Origin of the sequence: Lacinutrix sp. Hel_I_90 (assembly GCF_000934685.1) — a bacterium.
GTDB lineage: Bacteria > Bacteroidota > Bacteroidia > Flavobacteriales > Flavobacteriaceae > Lacinutrix.
This window is the reverse complement of record NZ_JYNQ01000001.1, coordinates 2,029,762-2,052,474: the sequence shown is the minus strand read 5'-3', so window position 1 is coordinate 2,052,474 and position 22,713 is coordinate 2,029,762. Positions and strand designations below refer to the sequence as shown.

Sequence of the window (22,713 nt, the reverse complement as noted above, 5' to 3'; positions counted from 1 at the left end):
GGGATTTAAGAAATACTACTTATTTTTTTGATATAAACGGAAGGAGTCAATCCAGTAGCTTCTTTAAAGTATTTTGAAAAGGAATACGTGCTTTTATAGCCAATCTCTTGAGAAATTGCTTGTACAGAATATGATCTTAATCTTTTATTATTTTTGAGTTCAAGAATAACATAGTTTATTCTTAGTTCATTTATATAAGCACTAAATGTTTTATCTAAATGTTTGTTTATGACCTGTGAGAGGTATGAAGTGTTTGTTTTAAGACGCTTAGCCATATTATGCATTGTGCAATCCTGATTTAAATAATATTTTTTATCTTCAAATTCTTTTACTTTTATAAGTATTTTTTCTGCCTGTTCATTATCAATAATATAAGCTGTTTTTGCTGAAGTTTTTAAGAATTCTTCGTTCTCCATAACCGAATCATTACTAGTTTTATCATTAGCTTTAAATTGCTCTGATGTGGATTTGATAGTAATTATTGAATTTTTTATTAAAGCTTCATTATTTTCATGATTTTTTATTTTAACCATTAGATAATCAAAATGTTTTTGGCTCTTTCTTTTTCTAGTTTTTGATGTAATAATTAGCGTAAGTGAAATAAAACATAAGACTAGAGAAAGAAAGAGCCAAAATTGAGATTTATTTTTATGATGGTCTTTTTTATCTATTTGTTCCTTTACATCAATACTGTAAATATTATCTAAGGTAGCTAAGCGTTTATCTGTTAATTTTTGTTTTTCAATTGTAAACTTTTTATAATATATAACAGAAAGAGTACTGCTGTCAATAGCTTCATAGTTTGTGGCTAGTAATTTATAGTATTTAGAGAGTTCTTCTTCCGTTTTTTCTGAATTAGTACTAAGAATAGATTTAACTATGGTAATAGAATTTAAATAATCTCCTAAATTTCCTTGGGTTAGAGACAAAAGATAATTAGCCTGATTTTTAAATTTTAGGTTGTTAAGATTTTTTGCTATTTTTAGTGCACTATCAATCTCTATTAGTGCTTTTTTATGTTGCTTCTGGTATAGTAAGCATTCTGCTTTTAATTTAAAGAAATAATATTGAAGTTCTCTATTGTTTTCTGACTTGGCATCTCGCATTCCCTCATCAATGAGTATTAAAGCACTATCTGGTTTTTTAGTGTTTAAATAGATCTCCGCCAAGTACTTTCTTGTATACCTTAATTTTTTTACATTTTTTCCTTTCTTTTTTTCTAAAGTATAAATTTCTCGCAATATTTTTAAGGCTTTTTCTGGTTGGCCAATTTTATTCTCCATGATTGCTAGAGAGTGTTTTATAAAATCTTTTTGTTCTGGTAAGCCCTCTTTTTCTAGGATGTCATTACACTCTTGATAACATAATAGAGCATATTTGTAGTTATGCTGTTTTTCATATACTTTACCAATGTCATATTTAAATCTAAAAATATCTGCGGGGCTCTTACAATGAAAAAGGCCTTTGTTATAATAAAACAGAGTACTGTCTATATCTCCTTTTATGTTATGAGCTACTGCCAAAGCACCGTAGCCCATTAATACATACTCGTTTTTTTTACTTTGTTTAATCAATTTTTTAATGAGTGGAATAGCTTTTTCAGGTTCATTATAAAGGTATTTTTTAATAGAATCTACTAAAGTGTTTTTAGGATCTTGAACAACAGAATTACCACCTCTAAAAGAGAGAGTGGTAAATGAGATAATAAAAGAAAGGATTATAAGATGAAAGAGTTGTTTTGTGGCGATTTTAGGTTTAATCATTGAAGGTGAGCGGTTTGTTCTTTTAGGCGACTAACATTTTCGCTAAATTTATAAAAATAGCTAACTGTAGTTTCCGTTTCAGTTAGAATTACAATAAGTTTACAGCTAAAATTAAAACATACTATGAAGTCTCAAACAAAGGTAAATTTATATTTAATAAAACAAACCGTTTTGGAATTAAACGTTGAACAATTGAAAACTGTTGTCGCTGGTGGTGACACTATAATACCTACAAGTATTACAGAAACGAGGAGTTCTACTATTTTGTGTTTAGTTTAGCTCTTATTAAGTTCTGAGTGTTCTTTTATATTTCAATTAAAAACACTCTTAATTTATAATAAAAAGAGTATTAAATAGTGTTTGTGAAATTTAAAGTTATACTTAACACTGCTGGTTTAAGAAACCAGCAGTGTTAAGTATAATTGTATTTCTCTAGTATAAAGATTTTTAAAAAACTAAAAATCTCATTTTTTTATTTTTTATAAGTAGTTAGATTACTAATTTCCAGAGAAATTAATTATATGTTTCTTTAGGTAATGTGTGTTTACTGCAGGAATGAAATGATCTTTATTATTGTATAAATAGAAACATATTAGAAACGAAGTATTTTTTAGACTATATATTTATGTTTTAAATAGGTGGGTTAGCTATTACTTGTTGTCGTTCAGAAAGTAATGGTAATCGTTTTATTGTTGAGCGTTTTTTTTAGACTTTTTTCTACCAAAAAACCGAATCATGAAAGCACGAACTTTATGATAACACGATAAAAATTGAGACGAATCTTTTGCTAAGGCATTGGATTAATCCAACTTATCAGTTAATTTTATAAACACCTTTTTTGCATCTTTACCTTCATATAAAATATCATAAACTGCATTAATAATAGGAAGTTGCGTTTTCTTTTTATTAGTTTTATTTAGTTCAAAAGCACTTTTAGTGGCATAATAACCTTCAGCAACCATACTCATTTCCATTTGTGCAGATTTAACCGTGTAACCTTTACCAATCATATTCCCAAACATCCTATTTCTCGAAAAAACAGAATATCCGGTTACCAGTAAATCGCCTAGGTAAGCCGAGTTATTAATGTTGCGTTTCATTTTATGCATTTTCTTAATAAAGCGTTTCATTTCACGAATAGCATTACTCATTAATACACTCTGGAAATTATCGCCGTAACCCAATCCGTGAGCGATTCCGGCAGCAATGGCATAAATGTTTTTTAGCATAACAGCGTACTCAGTACCAATAACATCATCACTAATTTTAGTTTTTATATAGTCACTCGATAAAGCATCAGCAATAAGTGTTGCTTTTTCTGCGTCAGTACATGAAATCGTGAGGTAAGACAAACGCTCTAAAGCAACTTCTTCCGCATGGCAAGGCCCGGCAATAACGCCAATGTTTTCAAAAGGGACGTTATAATTATTGTGAAAGTGTTGCCCTAAAAGCAAGCCAGTTTCTGGGATAATTCCTTTTACAGCACTTACCACAATCTTATCTGTAAGTTCTAAATGTAGCTTTTTTAATTCAGTACTAATAAATGCAGAAGGAATAACAAAGATTAATACATCGGCATAAGCGACCATTTCATTAATGTCATTACTAAGCTTTAGTTTTTCTAAATTGAACTCTACCGAGCTTAAATAGCTTGGATTGTGCTGTTCTTTTAACAGATGCTCTTTAGTATAAACACTACGCATATACCAGCCTACCTTTTCCTGGTTTTCACATAACATCTTCACAATGGCGGTGGCCCAACTTCCAGAACCAAAAACAGCAAATTTTAATTTTTTACTCATAAATCAATTTCTAATCTCGTTCAAAAATACGGAAATAATAATATTTATTAAACAGGTGATAATCAAAAGAATAACATTTTTGGCACGTCTTTTGAAAACCTTGTAATATCAATCTTTAAAACGACAGATTATGAAAACATTTAAATTACTCTCGATATTTGCTTTAACAGCAACTTTATTTACTTCGTGTTACACAGAGGTAGTTGTAGATGATTATGCAGGAGGATCACCAGTAGTTCCCGTAATTACATTAGAACAAATGTTACGTTCACATGAATTATGGTATGTAGATATAAATCAAACGGTTGGTTATGGTGAAACTCCTTTTTTACAAATCGCTTTTACAGTTTCTTTTAGAAATGGTGCTTTATATGCAAACAATAATTTAGTGGGTATTGGAAGTCAGGGTAACGGCTTTGGGGTTCCTATAGGCTATTACAATACAAATAATATGATATTGGATATCGATCATACTGTTGACGGTTATGATAGCTTTGATGTGTATCAAATAGATAATAACACAATAGAATTATACAATCCGTTTAATGATACCTCATACTTTTTAAATGGATACCAGCGCTCAAATTTTGATTATGACTATGTGTTTTATGATAACATTCGTTATTTCATGCAAGAATATGAAGCATGGGAAAAAACATATACCAGTGAATATGGTGCTTTGAATGAGTTTGATAATGAAAACTACCTGCAGTTTTTAGCTGGTGGAAATGACAACACCTTTAGAAGTTCACAAGATCAAGTTGGTACAAATCCAAATAACTTATACTGGGATTTTACAGGATTTTATGGTGTGGCTGAGGTGTCAGGGAATATGTATTCAAAAATAATGACATTAGAGTATGATTATTTTGATAACGAACAATTTGAATTAAGTGTCATTAATGATCAGACAGTAGAATTATTTCACGCTTCTTCAGGAACAGTCTATGAATTTAAAGGACGTGGTTATATAGCATATTTAAAAGAAGGAAAGACTTTAGATAAATCTAAGTCTTCAGCAGAAAAGAAACGTAAGCAACACACAGCAAAAAAAGAAAACACACGCGAAAGCACACGAGAAAAATAAAATTTTGATTAGTTAATTTTATGAAACTGTTTAAGGAGTAATCTTAAAACAGTTTCTTTTTGCTCTAAACTGATTTTATGATAATAATAAGATTTATAAGTTGCAATTGAAAGAGAATTTATCCAACTTTACAAGTAGTACGAACCAATTAAAAAAAACAGAGACTATGGGATTATTTTCATTTATTAAAAACGCGGGAGCTAAAATTTTCGGTTTAGGAAAAACGGATAAAGAAGATACTAAAGGAGCTGCTACTACAGAAGTAGATAAAGAAGCGGCTGCATCACGAAAATTAGAAGAAACAATAAGAGACTTAAACTTAGATGTTGAAGGACTAATTGTACATATTGATGATGATAAAGCGACTGTTTCTGGTTTGGCAAAAGATCAGGCGACTAGAGAGAAAACAATTTTGGTGGTTGGAAACAGTGAAGGTATTGCCACGGTAGATGACCAAATGACGGTTGAACATAAAGAGCCAGAAGCACAATTTCACACGGTTGTGAGTGGAGATACTTTAGGGAAAATAGCTAAGAAATTTTATGGTAATGCAATGAAATATCCAGTTATTTTTGAAGCTAACAAACCTATGTTAGAGCATCCAGATAAAATTTATCCTGGCCAAGTATTACGTATTCCTGCTTTAGACTAAAAAGTTCCTGTTTTACGGAAATAAAAAAAGCCAACTCTGACGAGTTGGCTTTTTTTCGCTATTAATCAAACTAATAAATAAAACCTACATTACCTATTAGAGATACTTTATAATTACTTTTGAGAAAGTGTTTAGTAAAGTACTACCCCAAAACTAGGGGAAACTTAGAGAGTCCACAAATGAATTTTTTGCATTTTTATGCATTTCATCGAAAAACAGTACTTTTAGGTAGTTTGCGTTACGGTGAAAACCGTAAATCGATAAAAAAAGGCTTTTTTAGGTTTTTAAAAAGGAGTATTTTATTAAAAAAGGGCTGAAAACAGCAATTGTCATTATTCGTATTTTTCAAAAATACCCGAATCTAAGGCAGTCCAAAGGCAGGCTTTTTGTCCGCTAACTTTTAAAGTTTCATTTGCCTGGCTATTGCAAGTTTTAAATAAGCTATAACTTCCACTACCTTCATAAAAGGCATTTCCTCTTTTTTAAAACTTTTTTCAATGTGTAAAATAAGTCGGGCATATTGTTCCTTACTTAACTTATTATGATTTTATGGCAGTTCTATTTAGTAGAACAAAAAAAAGCCAACTCTGACGAGTTGGCTTTTTTTCGCTATTAATCAAACTAATAAATAAAACCTACATTACTTATTAGATATACTTTATAATTACTTTTTAAAAGTGTTTAGTAAAGTACTACACCAAAACTAGGGGTAACTTAGAGAGTCCACAAATGAATTTTTTGCATTTTTATGCATTTCATCGAAAAACAGTGCTTTTGGGCAGTTTGCCTTACGGTAAAAACCGTAAATCGATAAAAAAAGGTTTTTTTAGGGGTTTAAAAAGGAGTGTTTTATTAAAAAAGTGCTGAAAACAGCAATTGGCATTAGTCGTATTTTTCAAAAATACCCGAATCTAAGGCAGTCCAAAGGCAGGCTTTTTGTCCGCTAACTTTTAAAGTTTCATTTGCCCAGCTATTGCAGGTTTTAAATAAGCTATAACTTCCAGTGCCTTCATAAAAGGCATCTGTATAGCCATAATGGGCATTGGTTTTGATTTTTATAAAAAAGCCATTTTCGTCTTTTTTAAAGCTTTTTTCAATGTGTGAAATAATGCGGGCATATTGTTCCTTACTTATCATGATTTTACGGCAATTACTATTTTCTTGTAAACGATTATAATAAGTAGTATGCATAGCAGTTGTGCCAAGACCAGTAGTCGCTTTAAATGCCGTTGAGAATTTTAATTCAGACCAGGTAGGTGTTTCTAAATAAAAACCTTTGTCTCCCCAACCAAAAGCAATGTATTCATAGGTATTGCTGTCATTATTTATCTGCTCCTGCTTTATTAGTTTACTCCAATTTATTTGTTCAGTCTTTACAGGTAAAATAATGTCTGTATGTACCCCGTTCGTTTTAATATAAATAGCCATCTCATCGGGAGCATCGGCTTCTTCATCAATGCTGATTTTAGATAAGCCATAACCCACAATAAGATATAAAGTTATTAAAGCTACAAGAGAAAGTGCTGTTTTGCCTAATATTTTTAAGTATTTTGTAATGGGTCTGTTTTTAATTGTAAGTTACTAAATAAAGTGGACTATTTCTGAATACTTATACTTGATAAACTTAATATAACAAAAAACGCCAACTCTATTTGAGCTGGCGTTTTTTCGCTATTAATCAAACTAATAAATAAAACCTACATTACTTATTAGATATACTTTATAATTACTTTTTAAAAAGTGTTAAGTAAAGTACTACACCAAAACTAGGGCAAACGTAGAGAGTCTACAAATGATTTTTTTGCATTTTTATGCATTTCATCGAAAAACAGTACTTTTAGGCAGTTTGCATTACGGTAAAAACCGTAAAGTGCAAAAAAAAGCTTTTTTAGGATTTTAAAAAGTAGTGTTTTATTAAAAAAGGGATGAAATAGCAATTATTAGTATTCGCATTTTTCAAAAATACCCAATCGAAAGCAGTCCAAAGGCAGACTTTTTGTTCACCAACCTTTTAATAGCACAAAAAAAGCCAACTCATTTGAGTTGGCTTTTTTTAAGCTAATAGTTTAAGGGATAAATATGAGCTTACTTGTTTGTTAGTGATACATGTGAATCACTTTGGATTAAATAATTAATAAAATACGCTGTTGAGCCTATAAATGGAATACCTAAAATGAAAAAAACCCAATACAATTTATTCTGATTGTAATTTTTGTTAACTAGCCAAAGGCTCAAGGCTGTATAGCCAAATAAGAGTAACAATAAAAGCAATAAATTTGTAGGGCTTACTACGTTCATTTCTTGATTTTTTATCAAAGCTATTCGAATGATACTTTGCTTACAAAAGTTTTTTTGCTGTTTTTGTGTCGTTCGTCGAAAAGTACTGTTTTTAGGCACTTTGCCTTACGGTAAAAACCGTAAATGAAGAAACGGGCTACTTTTTAGGGTTTAAAAAAGGAACTGTTTTTTTGTTAAATGGAACGTTGAGGGTGTAATACGCCTACTGTACTCTTCGTTTTTTGGTTTGAGTAATTACCTATAAAAGTTCATCTCATCTAAGTACTCCCAAACATTTTTAGGCAATAGTGGCTTCACGTTTTTTCCTGCCTGTATGGCTTTTCGAATCATGGTAGAAGAGAGTTCTATGATTGGTGCATCAATTTTATGAATCTTTTTATGTCCGGTAAACCGTGTTTCTACTGTGCCTTCAGAAATTCTTGGATAGACATAAATACTATGATTTTGAAGTATACGCTCATAATTTTTCCACTTGTGAAAACTTTTTAAATTATCCTCTCCCATAATAAGAGAGAATAGATGTTTTGGGTGTTTCTCTTGGAGATAAGTAAGGGTGTTAATCGTATAATTAGGTTGCGGTAAATTAAACTCTATGTCAGTTGGCTTTAGTTTGGTGTAGTCTTTTGTCGCACGATAGACCATTTCCAAACGTTGATAATCAGCTAACAACGTCTGCTTCTTTTTAAAAGGATTATGAGGGGTTACTACAAACCATATCTCATCCAAATCGCTATTTTCTACCAGTTGGTTAGCAATGATTAAATGCCCAACATGTATGGGGTTAAAAGAACCAAAATAGAGACCAATGTTCATTATTTAATTAAGTCTTGTTGTGATATTTAGTATTATCAAGGCGTTATGCTTATTTTTTAATTTCTGTGATTATAAAATGTCCAACCACAGCTTCAGCTTCTTTTAATGCTTTTTCTAAATTATCATTTTCTATAATAACATCAAAAAGAGGAGCAGTCGCTAATTCGGCACTAGCTTTAGCAACACGCATATTTATTTTATCATCACTTTCGGTTTTTCGCTTTTTTAACCTAATTTTTAACTCATCAATACTTGGCGGTTTAACAAAAATAGATAAGGTTTGCTCTGGAAATTTTCGCTTTATACGTAGCCCTCCCGATACGTCTATATCAAAAATAACATTTTTACCTAAAGCCCATAGGCGCTCTACCTCAGTTTTAAGAGTTCCATAAAAATTGTCTCTGTAAACTTCTTCCCATTCAAGAAAGTCTTCATCTTTTATGTGCTGCTTAAATTCCTGGGCAGACATAAAATAATAGTCTTCCGCGTGGCTTTCTTGCCCACGTTTTTCTCTGGATGTAGCAGAGATTGAAAACGCAAGGTTTAAGTCTTCTTGATTTAGTAAATGTCTTACAATGGTTGTTTTTCCAGATCCTGATGGAGCAGAGAATACAATAAGTTTACCTTGTTTCATTAAAGTACATTTAGAAGTTGTTCCTTAATTTTCTCGAGTTCATCCTTCATTTGTACTACTAATTGCTGCATTGGTGCATAATTACTTTTTGAACCTATAGTGTTGATTTCTCTACCCATTTCTTGACCTATAAACCCTAATTTTTTCCCATTAGAATCTTTAGAGTTTAGCGTTTCTATAAAATAATCTAAGTGGTTTTTTAATCTTACTTTTTCTTCTGTGATATCAAATTTTTCTATGTAATAGACTAATTCCTGCTCAAAACGGTTTTCATCATATTTCTCGCGTAACTCTTCAACCCCTTTCTTTAGTCGTTCACGAACACCTTCAATACGCTCAGGGTCCATAGTAATCACTTGCTCTAATAAATCACTAATGCTTTCCACGCGGTTTTTAAAATCTTGCTCTAAAACTTGACCTTCATTTAAGCGATACTCATTTATAGCTTTGATGGCGTTTTTAATTTCAGCTTCTATTTGCTTCCATTCGTTTTCGTCTATTTCTTCACGCTCTGTATTTAATGCATCTGGAAAACGTACAGCCATTTTTAGTAAATCCATCTCATCGCCGTCAACTACATTTTTTAATTGCTGTATGTACTGTTTTACAACAGGAGTGTTAATTTTAGTGGACGTGTCCTCGGCAGTAGCCTCTACATAAATCGAGAAGTCTATTTTTCCACGATCTAATTCTTGAGCCATTAATTTACGCAAATACAATTCTTTTTCTCTATAAATAGAAGGCATCCTGGCATTCAAGTCTAAGCTTTTACTATTAAGCGATTTAAGCTCAATTGTTATTTTCTTTGTTGGTAATTGTAATACAGATTTACCATAACCTGTCATTGAATGTATCATAAAATCATGTCTAAAGTTGAACAAAAGTAAGGGTTTTTTTTTGTTTGTGAATTTGGCAGCCAAATAAAATAACTCTCAGACTAGTGAAGCAATTTCTTATTTACAGAATAATGTTGAAGATTTGTGCTACAAGTCTTCTGTTATATATTAAAGATAGTGAAACCTTAATCCTAAGAAAATAGTATTTTTGTACCCGAACCTTCGGTGCTCATGGAAGATATAAGCCAGTAAACAAGTTTAGAGCAATAAAAATAAGTTTTGCCGAATGTGATCTAACCGTTTAAAAATAATGAATTAAAAATGTACACAAAACAGTTCGAAATACGTTGGAGTGATGTCGATGCCAATAGACATTTAGCCAATTCTGCGTATACTAATTTTATGAGTCATACACGTATGGCCTTTTTAATAGAGCAAGGGTTTACCATGAAAGAATTAGCGACATACAACATTGGTCCTGTAGTTTTTTACGAACACATGCATTATTTTAAAGAAGCCTTTTTGGGGCAGCCCATAACCGTCTCTTTAGAGGTGTCTGGACTAAGTGAAGACGGTACGTTCTTTAAATTCGATCATAATTTTTACAATCATAAAGGTGAGAATATAGCCTTTTGCGAAATGCTTGGCGCATGGATTGATTTAGGCGCAAGAAAAATGACGGGTTTACCTACATTTTTGTTAGACCTAGCAGAGCATTTTCCAAAATCTGAGGAGTATAAAAGGTTGACTAAAGAAGATACGCGAGCGAATGGTAGAAGACCTAAAAACCTAAACCTGTAGCTTGTCGTCTATAAGTGTTTTTGGCTTTTTAGTGACTAAATAAACGCCTGTGAATATTAAAGTTGATGCGATGAGCTTTACTGCTGTTATGCCGTCGCTACCCATAATTATAGCAAATATACCGGCGATTACGGGTTGAAGATATATAAAGGTACTTACAGTGGAGGCTTTTAAATAGAGAAGCGATAAAGGGTTCAAAACATAGGTGCCAAAAGTGGCGCCGATAACTACAAAAAAAACAGAAAAGTAAATATAAGGGGTAAAGGTTTCTAGTGGGGTTGCTATTAAATCATTGAATCCAAAAGGTAGAACCATAACAAAGCCAAATAAAAATAGCCAACGTATAAAAGTGAAAGGATGGTATTTATCGGTTAGCTTTTTAATAATGATGATATAAATACTGTAAGACACCGCATTTATAAAAATAAACAAATTACCTAACGAAATATTTTCGCCAACGAGATTCCCGCGACCATAAATACTTAAAACCAGAGCGCCTGAAAAGCCCAAAACGACACCTAATACTTTAAGTATTGTAATGCGCTCTTTTAAAAAAAAAGAAGACAGGACTAAAACAATTATTGGAACGGTAATCATGATTACAGAGGCATGAATAGGAGTGGTATATTCTAATCCTTTTATAAAGAGTAGCATGTTTACTGCAACACCAAAGACAGCGCCAAAAAAGAAAGTTTTGTAGTCTTTTTTATCAATTTTTTCTTTGGGGCCAATGCTTTTAAAAAGCCAGAATAGTGAGGCTGCACCTATTATTCGCAATAGCACGAGCCCGTTAGAGCGCATATGTCCACCGGCTAGTATCACTTTTACAAAAGTGTAGTTTAAGCCATACAGTAGTTGTACAGCAAAAGCAGCAATTAAAGCCCAAGATCTAGTTTTCATTTAAAGCTATTTTTACAGCTTCAACATTGCTTTTAGAATTACCAATAAAGATGGCGTTATTTAAAATAAAAACGGGACGACTTAAAAAAGTGTAGTGTTCTAAGATGAGGCTTCTATACGCTGTTTCCGTAAGCTTTTTGTTTTTTAAATCGCGCTGCTTATACAGTGTTGCTCTTTTGCTGAAAAGTGCTTCGTAGCTTCCCGCTAGGTCTTTCATTTCATCTATTTGAGCTTCAGTAATAGCCTCTGTTTTGATGTTCTGAAGCACTGTGTTTTCAGGTAAATCTAGTTCTTTTAGAATACGAATACAGGTACTGCACGATTTAAGATAGTATACTTTGTTCATTCAAATTTCTTTTGCATTTCCGCGTGAACAGAAATATCTAAAACATTTAATACTGCAAAGTAAATTCATTTGTATTAGATTCTATTATATTTATAAAAAAAATGAATTATGGATTTTACTTTTGATGTTTTTGCTAAAACTCGAGGCTTTTTTAAGGCCTATTTGGAACAATTGTCGTTGGCCCAACTTAATGCCATTCCTAATGGATTTAATAATAACGTGCTTTGGAATATTGGACATTGTATTGTTACTGAACAGATTCTAGTGTATAAACTGTCTGGATTGAAACCTAATGTAAGCGAAGCGCTTATTGAAAAATATAAAAAAGGAACGAAACCAGATGGTTTGGCGACACAAGCAGATGTCGATGAATTAAACGCATTAGCATTCACTACTATAGAGCATACCAAAGCCGATTTTGGCTCCAAAACCTTTAGTACCTTTCATGAATATACCTTATCAACAACAGGAAATACGTTAACCAATGTTAATGAAGCGATTCAATTTGCACTGGTTCACGAAGGCATGCATGCGGGTTATATTTTAGCGCTATTACGTGTTTTAAAAGTTTAAATAGGGTTCTGCTATAATATAAGGAATGGTAAATTCAATCACCTTGTTACTTACAGGATTAAAAGTATCATAAACTAAAATGACACCGTCATCGCTAAATCCTATATTTTCAGGAATTTCAAATGCCTTAGTTTTAAAGGCTGAAACCCGACTTTCTTCTGCAGAGAGTAATTCTTTATCATAGTATTTTTTAGCTAAAGCAGTAAAGGCTTCAACGTCGTTAATTAAATTTTTTGTAGTGAGTTGTTTTCCGGTTTTCAGATCAAAATTATAAAACTCAAAAACGAGGTTGCTATGTGCGCCACCAGTATTAATACTGGAAGTCATGGCCATAGAAACTAGAGTCTTACTTTTATAAAGGACTTCACCATCAATTAAAACAGACCATGCAGGGAGTTCTGTATAGAGCGTTTTTCCTAATTGTGTTTTGAAATCGGTGTAGGCTTTATTAAAACCAGCAATACTTTTTTTAGTATCTACTTTAAGAGGATAAAAGTTTCCTATGTTTAAGACTGAATTAACAAACCTATTCAAAGTGCTGTTGATTTGTTTAGCAGCTTCCGATTGGCCTTCTGCCTTTGGAATATTGATTTCAATAGTCGTTTCTCCTTCGGCTAAAATTTGGATTTCAGTAAAACTTAAAGCGGCTTCCTTTTCGCAAGAAAATAAAATGGTTAGAAGCAGAATAAAACAGAATGTTTTCAGAAATTTAAAAGGCCGGGTGTTGAACATAGGCTAAAGGTATTAATTCAATTTGAATACAACGAATGAAAGGTTATTTTTGTTGTTGACCAACTGGTGAGAGGACCAGGGCTAAATATTTTAGTCATGGAAACATTTTTTTGTTTTAGATGCACTATCTCAAGGCTAAAACTAGAAAACAATAATTATAAAAAGATGAAATTTAATACTAAAACAATTCATGGTAAGCAAAAATATGACCCTGCCTATGGAGCCGTAATGCCACCAATATATCAAACATCAACCTATGCGCAAAGCACACCTGGTGGACATAAAGGTTTTGCCTATTCGAGATCACATAATCCAACACGCCAGGCATTAGAAAATGCTTTTGCAAGTATAGAAAATGGAGCATTTGGCTTGGCTTTTGGCTCTGGTCTTGCAGCCATTGATGCGGTAATGAAACTTCTTAAATCTGGAGATGAGGTAATCTCTACTAACGATTTGTATGGAGGAACCTACCGTTTGTTTACTTCCATTTTTGAAGGCTTCGGCATTAAATTTCATTTTATTGGTATGCAAAATGTCGCTAATATTGAAGACTATATAAATGATAACACAAAATTGATATGGGTAGAAACACCAACAAACCCAATGATGACTATTATAGACATTAAAGCAACTGCTGCAATTGCGGAAAAGCACAAGCTTTTATTGGCTGTTGATAATACATTTGCAACCCCATACTTACAACAACCTTTAGATTTAGGTGCAGATATCGTAATGCATTCTGCAACAAAATACATTGGTGGACATAGTGATTTGGTTTTAGGGGCATTAGTGGTGAAAGATAAAGAATTGGCAGACCAATTGTATTTTATACAGAATGCAAGTGGCGCTATTTGTGGACCACAGGATGCATTTTTAGCACTTCGCGGCATTAAAACCCTGCATGTAAGAATGCAACGGCACTGTGAAAATGGCAAGGCTGTTGCAGAGTATTTGGCGTCTCATCCTAAAGTAGAAAAGGTGTATTGGCCAGGTTTTGAAGACCACCCAAATCATGATATTGCCAAATCTCAAATGAATGACTTTGGAGGGATGGTTTCTTTTACTACAAAAGGAAACAATTATGAAGAAGCGATTAAATTCGTTGAGAAACTAAAAATTTTCACACTAGCAGAATCTTTAGGCGGCGTTGAGTCTTTAGCTGGACACCCTGCAAGTATGACACATGCAAGTATTCCAAAGAAAGAACGTGAAAAAACGGGCGTGGTAGATTCTTTAATTAGATTAAGTGTTGGTATTGAAGATGAAGAAGATTTAGTAAGCGATTTAAAGCAGGCTTTAGGATAAAAGTAAATCTTTCGTATAACAAAAAAGCTCAAGTTATAGACACTTGAGCTTTTTTATTGTTTTTTTTAGATTAATTTAAGTAATAAATATAACCAAAGTTTAACCAAACTAACCAATCGTTATGCTTGTTATATTCCAATTCATGGTTTAAGCCATCTACCCAATCACTAAAATAGTATTGACCACGAAGATCTAACATGATATCTGCTAAAGGTGATATTTTGTAGCGAACACCAACACTTGAAACGATAGACCAGGTACTTCCAGAGCTTGGGTCTACAGGTATTTGTAATCCCGTTGGATTGGTGTCTGCGTCAAAGGGGTTGTCTGCATACCAAGGATTGTAAAAATTAGAAAAATTTTGTTCGTTACCATTACCGTAATCTGTATTAACCTTTGGGTTGTATGCCACATAATGTGCACCAAGACTTAAAAAAGGAGCAAATTTATAGCTATAGGCCTGAAACGAACGAATACTTAAAGGAAAATATTCAAGTTGCATGCCTATATCAAAATTATTCGCCTCACCAGTATGAGCCCTTAAACGGTTAGATTCTTCACTGATTTTATTAGGTGCAACGAACTCGCCAACATGTTCTAGTTTTGTTTTATTCCAAGAAAGTTCGGTACGTAATTTGAAATGGTCGTTAAAATAATTGTCTGTAGTATAACAATTACAATCTGCACGATACGCGAAATTGATGTAATGTACTAAACCAACGCCAATTCCGGTATTTTCTGCATTTGTTTTAAAATCAGAGCGAACGCCAAAATCAGACTTAAGAGCCACAGGACCAGCAATAATGCCTAACTCGTGAGAGAATCCTAACTGTGCTTTTGCAGTTTGCATGGTGAAGCAAATAAAGAATAGCACAACTATTTGTTTTGTTTTAAACATCGTATTGTTCAAGTTTAGAGGCAATATATAAAGCAAATATAAAAAAATCCGATTAACTAACAAATAATATAGATGAAATGCAGAAGATTAATTTTTTTAAATATGAATTTTTCTTTTGTGAATTTTAAAAAAATACAAGGTCATTTTTAAAGATAATGTATCTTTGCATCAACAATTAACTATATATATAATAGTATCATAATTTTACTTTTAATGAAAAATAAAATACAAGCATTTTTAGACTTAGTTAAGGAGAAAAATAGTCACGAGCCTGAATTTTTACAGGCTGTACATGAAGTCGCTGAAACAGTTATTCCTTTTATTGAAGACAATCCACAGTATCAAAACAAAATGTTATTAGAGCGAATGGTAGAGCCAGAGCGCACTATTATCTTTAGAGTACCTTGGATTGATGACAAAGGCGAAACACAGGTAAACAGAGCTTTTAGAGTAGAGTTTAATTCCGCGATTGGGCCATATAAAGGTGGTTTGCGTTTTCATCCATCGGTAAACTTAAGTATTCTTAAGTTTTTAGGATTTGAGCAAGTCTTTAAAAATTCTTTAACAACCTTACCAATGGGAGGTGGAAAAGGAGGAAGTGACTTTAATCCTAAAGGAAAAAGTGACAATGAAGTCATGCGTTTTTGTCAATCTTTTATGAGTGAATTATTTCGTCATATAGGTCCAAACACAGATGTTCCTGCCGGCGATATAGGTGTTGGAGGACGTGAAATAGGTTATATGTTTGGCCAGTACAAAAGGTTGCGCAATGAGTTTACTGGTGTATTAACTGGTAAAGGAATTTCGTATGGTGGTTCATTAATTAGACCAGAAGCTACAGGTTATGGCTGTGTTTATTTTGCCAAAAACATGTTAGCAACAAAAGGAGATTCTTTTCAAGGTAAAACAGTGGTTATTTCTGGATCTGGAAATGTCGCGCAATATGCTTGTGAGAAAGCAACGCAACTTGGAGCTAAAGTATTGACTATGTCAGATTCTGGAGGTTATATTTATGATAAAGAGGGTATAGATGAAGTGAAATTAGCCTATATCATGGAGATTAAAAATGTAAAACGAGGAAGAATTAGTGACTATTTAGATAAATATGCTACAGCAACTTATCACGAAGGTGAAAGACCTTGGAGTGTTGATTGCGATTTAGCGATGCCGTGTGCAACTCAAAACGAATTAAATAAAGAAGATGCTGAAGCTTTAGTTAAAAATAAGGTTATTGCTGTAGCAGAAGGCGCTAATATGCCTACTACACCAGAAGCCATTGAGGTTTTTCAAAAAGCTAAAGTGTTGTTCTCTCCAGGAAAAGCATCGAATGCGGGTGGTGTAGCAACTTCAGGTTTAGAAATGAGCCAGAATTCATTACGTTACAACTGGACAAGAGAAGAGGTTGATGTTAAGTTAAACCAGATCATGAATGATATCCATGAGTCTTGTGTAAAATATGGAATACAAAAAGATGGTAGCATAGATTATGTAAAAGGTGCTAACATTGCTGGGTTTGTTAAAATAGCAGATGCTATGTTAGCACAAGGCGTTGTATAAATAGTTTCGATAAGAATAAAAAAGCTCCTCAATTTAGGAGCTTTTTTTTTATTTGTATATATTTTTATCATAATTCTACGTTATGTGTACGTAATTATAAGCTATGAAATTTAAGTTTTTATTTGTTTTCTTTTTAATTCCAACGCTAATCTTCTGTCAAGAACTTTATAAAGATTGGACTGGACATTTTTCATATCTCGATGTCTCAGATATTTCATATGGAGAAACAAAAGTTTTTGGAGCTGCAGAAAATGCTATTTTTGTTTACGATAGAAATACGAATGAGATCGATAAAATATCTACAATTGAAGGTCTTTCAGGAGAGATTATTTCCAGTATAAAATATATTGAAAATAAAGGCTTGCTTTTTATTGGTTTTGAAAATGGATTGATGCAGATTTATATTGAGTCGAGTGGTGCTGTTAAAACAGTAGTCGATATTTTAGACAAACCTTCTATTCCGCCTAACGATAAAACAATTAACGATTTTAACTTGGTTGGTGATGCTGTTTTTATTTCGACTAATTATGGCATTTCTGTATATAACGCTAGTGCCTTAGAATTTGGTGACACCTATTTTATCGGACCAAATGGAACTCAAATTAAAATCTATGAAACAGCAGTCTTCAATGGCTTTATTTATGCAGCAACAGCAACGGGATTAAGAAAAGCGGCTATAGATAACCCTAATCTTATAGATTATCAACAATGGGAATTGGTTACAACAATTCCGTTTAATGGAATTGAGTCTACGGGTTTAAAACTTTATGGAACGAGTACCAATAGAAGTTTATACGATATAACTAACGCGGTTCCTGTTTCTTTATTTACATATGCTACTCTGCCATTAGACATGCACTATATAAATGAGAATCTCGTGGTAACCATTCAAAAAACCGCCTTCGTTTATACAGACGATTTTGTAGAAGTTTTTACCGTTTCGGCTTCAGACTATAATAATATAAATTTCACTTCAGCATTTTCAGATTTCGGTAAAAATAAGCTATACGTTGGGACTAGTCGTATAGAAAGCACTGGTGTCTCTGGTTTGGGAATTATTGAAATTGATGTTAATAATCCTTCAACATTTCAAGAAATACACCCACAAAGTCCGCTTCGTAATTATTTTTTCCAAGTAAGAACACAATCTAATGAAGTTTGGGTAACGCACGGAAGTCATGATATCTATTATAATCCGTATACAGGTATTAGAAGATCTGGATTGAGTCATTATGTTAATGCGGAATGGAATAATATTTCATACGATTCTTTAACCTCAATCACGCCAAATCCTTGGGCATTAACCTATATTTCTATAAACCCTTTTAACACTGGAGAGGTTTATGTTAGTTCCTCTATAAAAGGGCTTGTTTACATTAAAGACAACGTGCCAGAGCTATTTTACAATGAAGACAATAGTACATTAACGCCTTTTTTTGAGGATAACACTTTTGTTTTTGCTAGTAATTTTGACAAAGAGGGAGCACTTTGGGTGTTAAATGGGAGAAATGAAATGGAACTTAATAGGTTTAAAGAGGGGCAATGGACAGACTACAGTTTAGGATCCCTTATTAGTTCAACTGCAGCAAATTTAGGATTCTCCTCTGTCGTTTTTGATAACAATACTACTATTTTTATAGGCTCATATGGTTTTGGAATAATTGGTTTTAACCCTACTACAGGGATGATTAGAAATATTAGTCAACAAGAGCAAAACATGCCTTCGCAAATTGTAAATACTGTCGCTATCGATAAACAAAATCAATTGTGGTTGGGTACAGATAAAGGGTTAAGAGTTGTGTTCAACACTTCAGCTTTTATGGAAGGCGAGCCAGAAGTTTCAAATATTGTTATATTAGACGATGGAATTCCCAGAGAATTACTATTTCGACAATTTGTAACCGATATAGAAGTTGATGGCTCAAATAATAAATGGATTGCAACATTAGATACTGGCGTTTATTATTTTTCTTCAGATGGGCAGGAAACCATTTATCATTTTACAAAAGACAATTCTCCATTACCTACAAATAGTGTTTTAGATGTTGCTATAGATGCTATAAGCGGTCAAGTTTACATGGCTACAGAAAAAGGTATGGTTGCTTTTAACTCAGAAACTTCTGCTCCATTAAATGATTTACAAGAGGCTTATGTCTACCCAAATCCTGTTAGACCCAATTTTAATATTAATGAAGAAAAAATTAAAATTAAGGGTGTTACTGGTAATGTAAATATAAAAATAACAGATATCGAAGGTAATTTAGTAACTGAAGCAGAATCAAGAATCAACTCAAAGTTTAAAGGATATAACTTAGAAATTGAGGGAGGAACAGCGCTCTGGAATGGGAAAAATATGTCTGGCAGAACTGTGGCTACAGGAGTATATTTGGTTTTAATTTCAGATTTGGACTCCTTCGAGACTAAAGCACTCAAACTAATGATCGTAAGATAATGCTGGTTACAACCAATGCTATTGTTCTGTCTAAAATTAAATATAGAGATAACGATTTAATAGTTAAGTGCTACACACAAAAAGAGGGAATTGTAAGTTATCTGTTACGAGGTGTTTTAAAAAACGCAAAAGGGTCAAAAGTAGCATACTATCAGCTATTGACACAATTGCAGTTAACTACAGATCATAAACCTTCCCGAGGCTTACAGTATATTAAAGAAGTTAAAATCAACCACCTTTACTCTAGTTTACATACCAATGTTTTAAAAAGTGCTATCGTTATGTTTTTAGCTGAAGTACTCTCTATGTCGCTTCAGGAAGAAGAACAAAATGATACGCTTTTTAATTATTTAGAAGCAACCTTACAGTGGTTGGACGCACATGACCAGTATGCTAATTTCCATTTATTATTTTTGTTAAATCTATCAAAACACTTGGGTTTTTATCCCGATACATCGCAAATTGATGCCCCTCATTTTAATATGGAAGATGGGGCGTTTGTGATTAAAAACACAAGTAGATACCATTTGGAAGGAGAAAATTTAATGTTACTAAAACAACTGTTAGGCACAACATTTGATGCGTTAGAAACAGTAAAAATTAACGCAAAACAAAGACAGTCTTTTTTAAGTTTTATCTTATTGTATTTCGAATTACATTTGGGAAGCTTTAAAAAACCAAAATCCCTACAAATATTTAATGACGTTTTTAAGTAAAAATACCTCTGTTTTTTTCTTCTTTTTAATTCTTATATGCTTTAGCATTGATGCTGTAGCGCAAGAAATTACCGTTTTAAATATAGAAACAAAAGAGCCAATAGTAGAAGTTGCAGTCTATAATAAAGAACAGAATAAAAGCGCAATTAGTGATTTTTATGGTAAAATAAATTTAAATCCTTTTAATAAAAGTGAAACTGTTTACTTCAAGCACATTGGTTATCATTTGTTTTCCATAAAAATAAAGGACATAAAAAATGGAACAGTTTTATTGGAGCAAAAGGCAGAAGGCTTGGATGAAATTGTTATCTCTGGTTCAAAATTTGAAGAAAGTAAGAGAGATATTCCAAAAAAAATAATAAGTATTAATGCTAAAACTATAAGCTTTACTAATCCACAAACTAGTGCAGATCTATTAGAAGCGTCAGGTCAAGTCTATATTCAAAAAAGTCAATTGGGAGGTGGAAGTCCAATAATTAGGGGGTTTTCTACAAATAGACTTTTAATCACTATAGATGGTGTGCGTATGAATAATGCTATTTTTAGAGGTGGAAATATTCAAAACGTAATTTCTATCGATCCGTTTTCTATTCAAAATACAGAAGTATCCCTGGGAGCAGGAAACGTTATTTATGGTAGTGATGCCATCGGTGGCGTTATGAGTTTTTACACACATAAACCGCAGGTGTCCTATTCAGAGGCTACCTTTATACAAACACAAGCAGTCTTGCGCTATGCAACAGCAAGCAATGAAAAAACCGCACACCTCGGATTTAATTATGGTTTGAAAAAATGGGCCTTTATATCCAATCTTAGTTATACTTCTTTTGATGATTTAAGAATGGGAAGTCATGGTCCAGAAGCGTATTTACGGCCTGAATTTGTTGTGACAAATAATGGTGAAGATGTGATTGTAGAAAATAGCAATCCGTTAATTCAAAAATTTTCTGGTTATAATCAGGTGAATCTCATGCAGAAAGTGCGTTATGAACCCAAAGAAAACTTAACGTTTGACTTAGGTGTTTTCTACACTGCTAGTTCAGATAACCCAAGATACGATAGACTTATTCGTTATCGTAATCAAACACTGCGATCTGCTGAGTGGTATTATGGACCACAAAAATGGTTTATGACTAATTTAAATGTAACAAAGTTAAGTAGTAGTTCAAATTTATATGATAAAATTCAGGCTACTGCCGCCTATCAAAATTTTGAAGAAAGTAGAATAGATCGTGGGTTTCAATCTGCAATTCGAAATAATAGAGAGGAGTTGGTAAACGCACTTTCTTTTAATTTGGACTTAGAAAAGGCGTTGAGCAGAAGTACTACTTTGTTCTATGGTCTTGAGTATGTTTATAATAAAGTAAATTCGGAAGCTTTTGAAGAAAACATAGAAAATTCGGAAACACGGCCAATAGTCACACGATATCCAAACGGATCTACTTGGCAATCTGCCGCGGTATATGGAAACATAAAATATAAGCCTAATAACACTGTGGTATTTCAATCTGGAATACGATACAATTATGTCGTTTCACATGCAGATTTTTCTGAAAACAATGTGTTTTTAAATTTACCCTTCAGAGCTTCAACTAATAAGGCAAGTGCTTTTACAGGAAGTGCAGGCGTAAGTTGGTCTCCTAATGACACCATGCAATGGCGATTGAATGCATCTTCTGCTTTTAGAGCACCCAATATAGACGATATTGGTAAGGTGTTCGACTCAGAACCAGGCTCAGTAGTCGTCCCAAATGAAAGTTTAATGCCAGAATATGCTTATGGAGGTGAACTTGGTTTAAAATTAAATTTTGATGGTGTTTTCATTTTAGATACAGCAACGTATTATACGTATTTAGATAATGCTTTAGTAAGACGACATGGCACTTTGAATGGTGAAACTGAAATTTTTTACGATGGAGAACTAAGTGAGGTACAGTCTATACAAAATGCCTCGAAATCTTGGATTTATGGTTTTGAAATTGGAGCTAAAGTAAATTTCAGTAATGCTCTCAAATTAACCTCACAATATAATATTACTGGCGGAACAGAAGAGACTGATGGCGTTGAAGTACCTGTTAGACATGTCGCTCCAAATTTTGGAAACACACATTTGGTTTGGCAAAATAAATCTCTAAAAGTTGATGGGTTCTTAAATTATAATAACACGCTTGATTATAATCAACTAGCGCCTTCTGAGAAAGAGAAAGAGTATTTGTATGCTTTAGACCAAAATGGAAATCCCTATTCACCGTCATGGTACACACTTAATCTGAGAACTCAATATCAAATAAATAGAGCGACTACTGTAACAGCAAGTTTAGAAAACATAACAGACCAACGCTATAGAACCTATTCCTCTGGTATTTCGAGTCCTGGTAGAAACTTAATAGTATCTCTTAAATATAACTTATAAAAAAGCAGGGGCTGAGGTGCTCTTAATTATTTTAATCTTTTTCCCGATTTTTAAATAATTAGATGTGATGTGAATTTATTTTGATACGGTAGACTGATGAGACAGGAAATTAATAAGAAAAGGTTTAATTAGTAG

Annotated in this window: 20 protein-coding genes and 1 pseudogene; 10 read left to right on the top strand and 11 right to left on the bottom strand. The window is 32.8% G+C overall.

Features of this window, described 5'->3' with window-relative positions:
- Positions 1–5 precede the first annotated feature (5 nt).
- Entirely contained in the window at positions 6–1,763 is a 1,758-nt protein-coding gene (locus GQ46_RS09090) for a helix-turn-helix transcriptional regulator (protein ID WP_044400829.1), read from the bottom strand.
- 123 nt (positions 1,764–1,886) lie between these two features.
- Between GQ46_RS09090 and GQ46_RS17605 the strand changes: the two genes are divergently transcribed.
- A complete protein-coding gene (locus GQ46_RS17605; RefSeq protein ID WP_156133132.1) occupies positions 1,887–2,042 on the top strand; it encodes a hypothetical protein in 156 nt (51 codons plus the stop codon).
- Between the two features lie 521 nt (positions 2,043–2,563).
- Here GQ46_RS17605 and GQ46_RS09085 read toward each other — a convergent pair.
- The gene (locus tag GQ46_RS09085) at positions 2,564–3,565 is read right to left on the bottom strand and encodes an NAD(P)H-dependent glycerol-3-phosphate dehydrogenase (RefSeq protein WP_044400826.1); all 1,002 of its coding nucleotides are present in this window, start codon (positions 3,563–3,565) and stop codon (positions 2,564–2,566) included.
- A gap of 130 nt (positions 3,566–3,695) precedes the next feature.
- Here GQ46_RS09085 and GQ46_RS09080 point away from each other — a divergent pair, with 130 nt between their 5' ends.
- Together GQ46_RS09080 and lysM are read left to right on the top strand one after the other, a co-directional pair.
- Positions 3,696–4,652 (top strand): hypothetical protein, encoded by a 957-nt coding sequence (locus tag GQ46_RS09080; RefSeq protein ID WP_044400823.1) that lies wholly within the window; start codon positions 3,696–3,698, stop codon positions 4,650–4,652.
- Between the two features lie 166 nt (positions 4,653–4,818).
- Positions 4,819–5,304, top strand: a complete 486-nt coding sequence (gene lysM / locus GQ46_RS09075; protein ID WP_044400820.1) for a peptidoglycan-binding protein LysM — start codon at positions 4,819–4,821, stop codon at positions 5,302–5,304.
- A 332-nt stretch (positions 5,305–5,636) separates the two neighbouring features.
- Here lysM and GQ46_RS17975 read toward each other — a convergent pair.
- The 5 genes and pseudogenes from GQ46_RS17975 to GQ46_RS09050 all read right to left on the bottom strand — a co-directional run.
- Positions 5,637–5,768, bottom strand: a pseudogene (locus GQ46_RS17975) (DUF2459 domain-containing protein); the annotation flags it as partial.
- Positions 5,769–6,186: 418 nt separating this feature from the next.
- Entirely contained in the window at positions 6,187–6,807 is a 621-nt protein-coding gene (locus tag GQ46_RS09070; RefSeq protein WP_255350651.1) for a TIGR02117 family protein, read from the bottom strand.
- 1,029 nt (positions 6,808–7,836) lie between these two features.
- Complete coding sequence (gene nadD / locus GQ46_RS09060) at positions 7,837–8,415, bottom strand: nicotinate (nicotinamide) nucleotide adenylyltransferase (RefSeq protein ID WP_044400815.1); 579 nt, start codon at positions 8,413–8,415, stop codon at positions 7,837–7,839.
- Between the two features lie 49 nt (positions 8,416–8,464).
- Positions 8,465–9,049, bottom strand: coding sequence for a guanylate kinase (gmk, locus tag GQ46_RS09055; protein WP_044400814.1), 585 nt, complete (start codon positions 9,047–9,049; stop codon positions 8,465–8,467).
- Positions 9,049–9,906, bottom strand: a complete 858-nt coding sequence (locus GQ46_RS09050; protein ID WP_044400808.1) for a YicC/YloC family endoribonuclease — start codon at positions 9,904–9,906, stop codon at positions 9,049–9,051. The genes gmk and GQ46_RS09050 overlap by 1 nt, the downstream gene beginning before the upstream one ends.
- Positions 9,907–10,206: 300 nt before the next feature.
- Between GQ46_RS09050 and GQ46_RS09045 the strand changes: the two genes are divergently transcribed.
- Positions 10,207–10,686, top strand: a complete 480-nt coding sequence (locus GQ46_RS09045) for a thioesterase family protein (protein WP_044400805.1) — start codon at positions 10,207–10,209, stop codon at positions 10,684–10,686.
- Here GQ46_RS09045 and GQ46_RS09040 read toward each other — a convergent pair.
- Both GQ46_RS09040 and GQ46_RS09035 read right to left on the bottom strand, forming a co-directional pair.
- Positions 10,675–11,586: a DMT family transporter gene (locus GQ46_RS09040; RefSeq protein WP_044400802.1), complete on the bottom strand. Its 912-nt coding sequence runs from the start codon at positions 11,584–11,586 to the stop codon at positions 10,675–10,677. The genes GQ46_RS09045 and GQ46_RS09040 overlap by 12 nt on opposite strands.
- A complete protein-coding gene (locus GQ46_RS09035) occupies positions 11,576–11,932 on the bottom strand; it encodes an arsenate reductase family protein (protein ID WP_044400799.1) in 357 nt (118 codons plus the stop codon). Before GQ46_RS09035 ends, GQ46_RS09040 begins: the two co-directional genes overlap by 11 nt.
- A 108-nt stretch (positions 11,933–12,040) precedes the next feature.
- On the opposite strand from GQ46_RS09035, the gene GQ46_RS09030 reads away from it, so the two are divergent.
- Entirely contained in the window at positions 12,041–12,505 is a 465-nt protein-coding gene (locus tag GQ46_RS09030; protein ID WP_044400795.1) for a DinB family protein, read from the top strand.
- Here GQ46_RS09030 and GQ46_RS09025 read toward each other — a convergent pair.
- Positions 12,494–13,237, bottom strand: a complete 744-nt coding sequence (locus GQ46_RS09025; protein ID WP_044400792.1) for a PdaC/SigV domain-containing protein — start codon at positions 13,235–13,237, stop codon at positions 12,494–12,496. The genes GQ46_RS09030 and GQ46_RS09025 overlap by 12 nt on opposite strands.
- 96 nt (positions 13,238–13,333) lie before the next feature.
- Here GQ46_RS09025 and GQ46_RS09020 point away from each other — a divergent pair, with 96 nt between their 5' ends.
- Positions 13,334–14,542, top strand: coding sequence for a cystathionine gamma-synthase (locus tag GQ46_RS09020; RefSeq protein WP_082041734.1), 1,209 nt, complete (start codon positions 13,334–13,336; stop codon positions 14,540–14,542).
- Between the two features lie 70 nt (positions 14,543–14,612).
- On the opposite strand, the gene GQ46_RS09015 is transcribed toward GQ46_RS09020, so the two are convergent.
- Positions 14,613–15,440, bottom strand: a complete 828-nt coding sequence (locus tag GQ46_RS09015; RefSeq protein WP_044400785.1) for a hypothetical protein — start codon at positions 15,438–15,440, stop codon at positions 14,613–14,615.
- 213 nt (positions 15,441–15,653) lie between these two features.
- Here GQ46_RS09015 and gdhA point away from each other — a divergent pair, with 213 nt between their 5' ends.
- The 4 genes from gdhA to GQ46_RS08995 all read left to right on the top strand — a co-directional run bounded on the left by gdhA (position 15,654) and on the right by GQ46_RS08995 (position 22,578).
- The gene (gene gdhA, locus GQ46_RS09010) at positions 15,654–16,997 is read left to right on the top strand and encodes an NADP-specific glutamate dehydrogenase (protein WP_044400783.1); all 1,344 of its coding nucleotides are present in this window, start codon (positions 15,654–15,656) and stop codon (positions 16,995–16,997) included.
- A 103-nt stretch (positions 16,998–17,100) separates the two neighbouring features.
- On the top strand, positions 17,101–19,449 hold the full coding sequence (locus GQ46_RS09005; RefSeq protein ID WP_044400779.1) for a hypothetical protein: 2,349 nt from the start codon (positions 17,101–17,103) through the stop codon (positions 19,447–19,449).
- Positions 19,449–20,165: a DNA repair protein RecO gene (recO, locus tag GQ46_RS09000; RefSeq protein WP_044400777.1), complete on the top strand. Its 717-nt coding sequence runs from the start codon at positions 19,449–19,451 to the stop codon at positions 20,163–20,165. Before GQ46_RS09005 ends, recO begins: the two co-directional genes overlap by 1 nt.
- Positions 20,149–22,578: a TonB-dependent siderophore receptor gene (locus GQ46_RS08995; protein WP_044400776.1), complete on the top strand. Its 2,430-nt coding sequence runs from the start codon at positions 20,149–20,151 to the stop codon at positions 22,576–22,578. Before recO ends, GQ46_RS08995 begins: the two co-directional genes overlap by 17 nt.
- Positions 22,579–22,713: the final 135 nt, after the last annotated feature.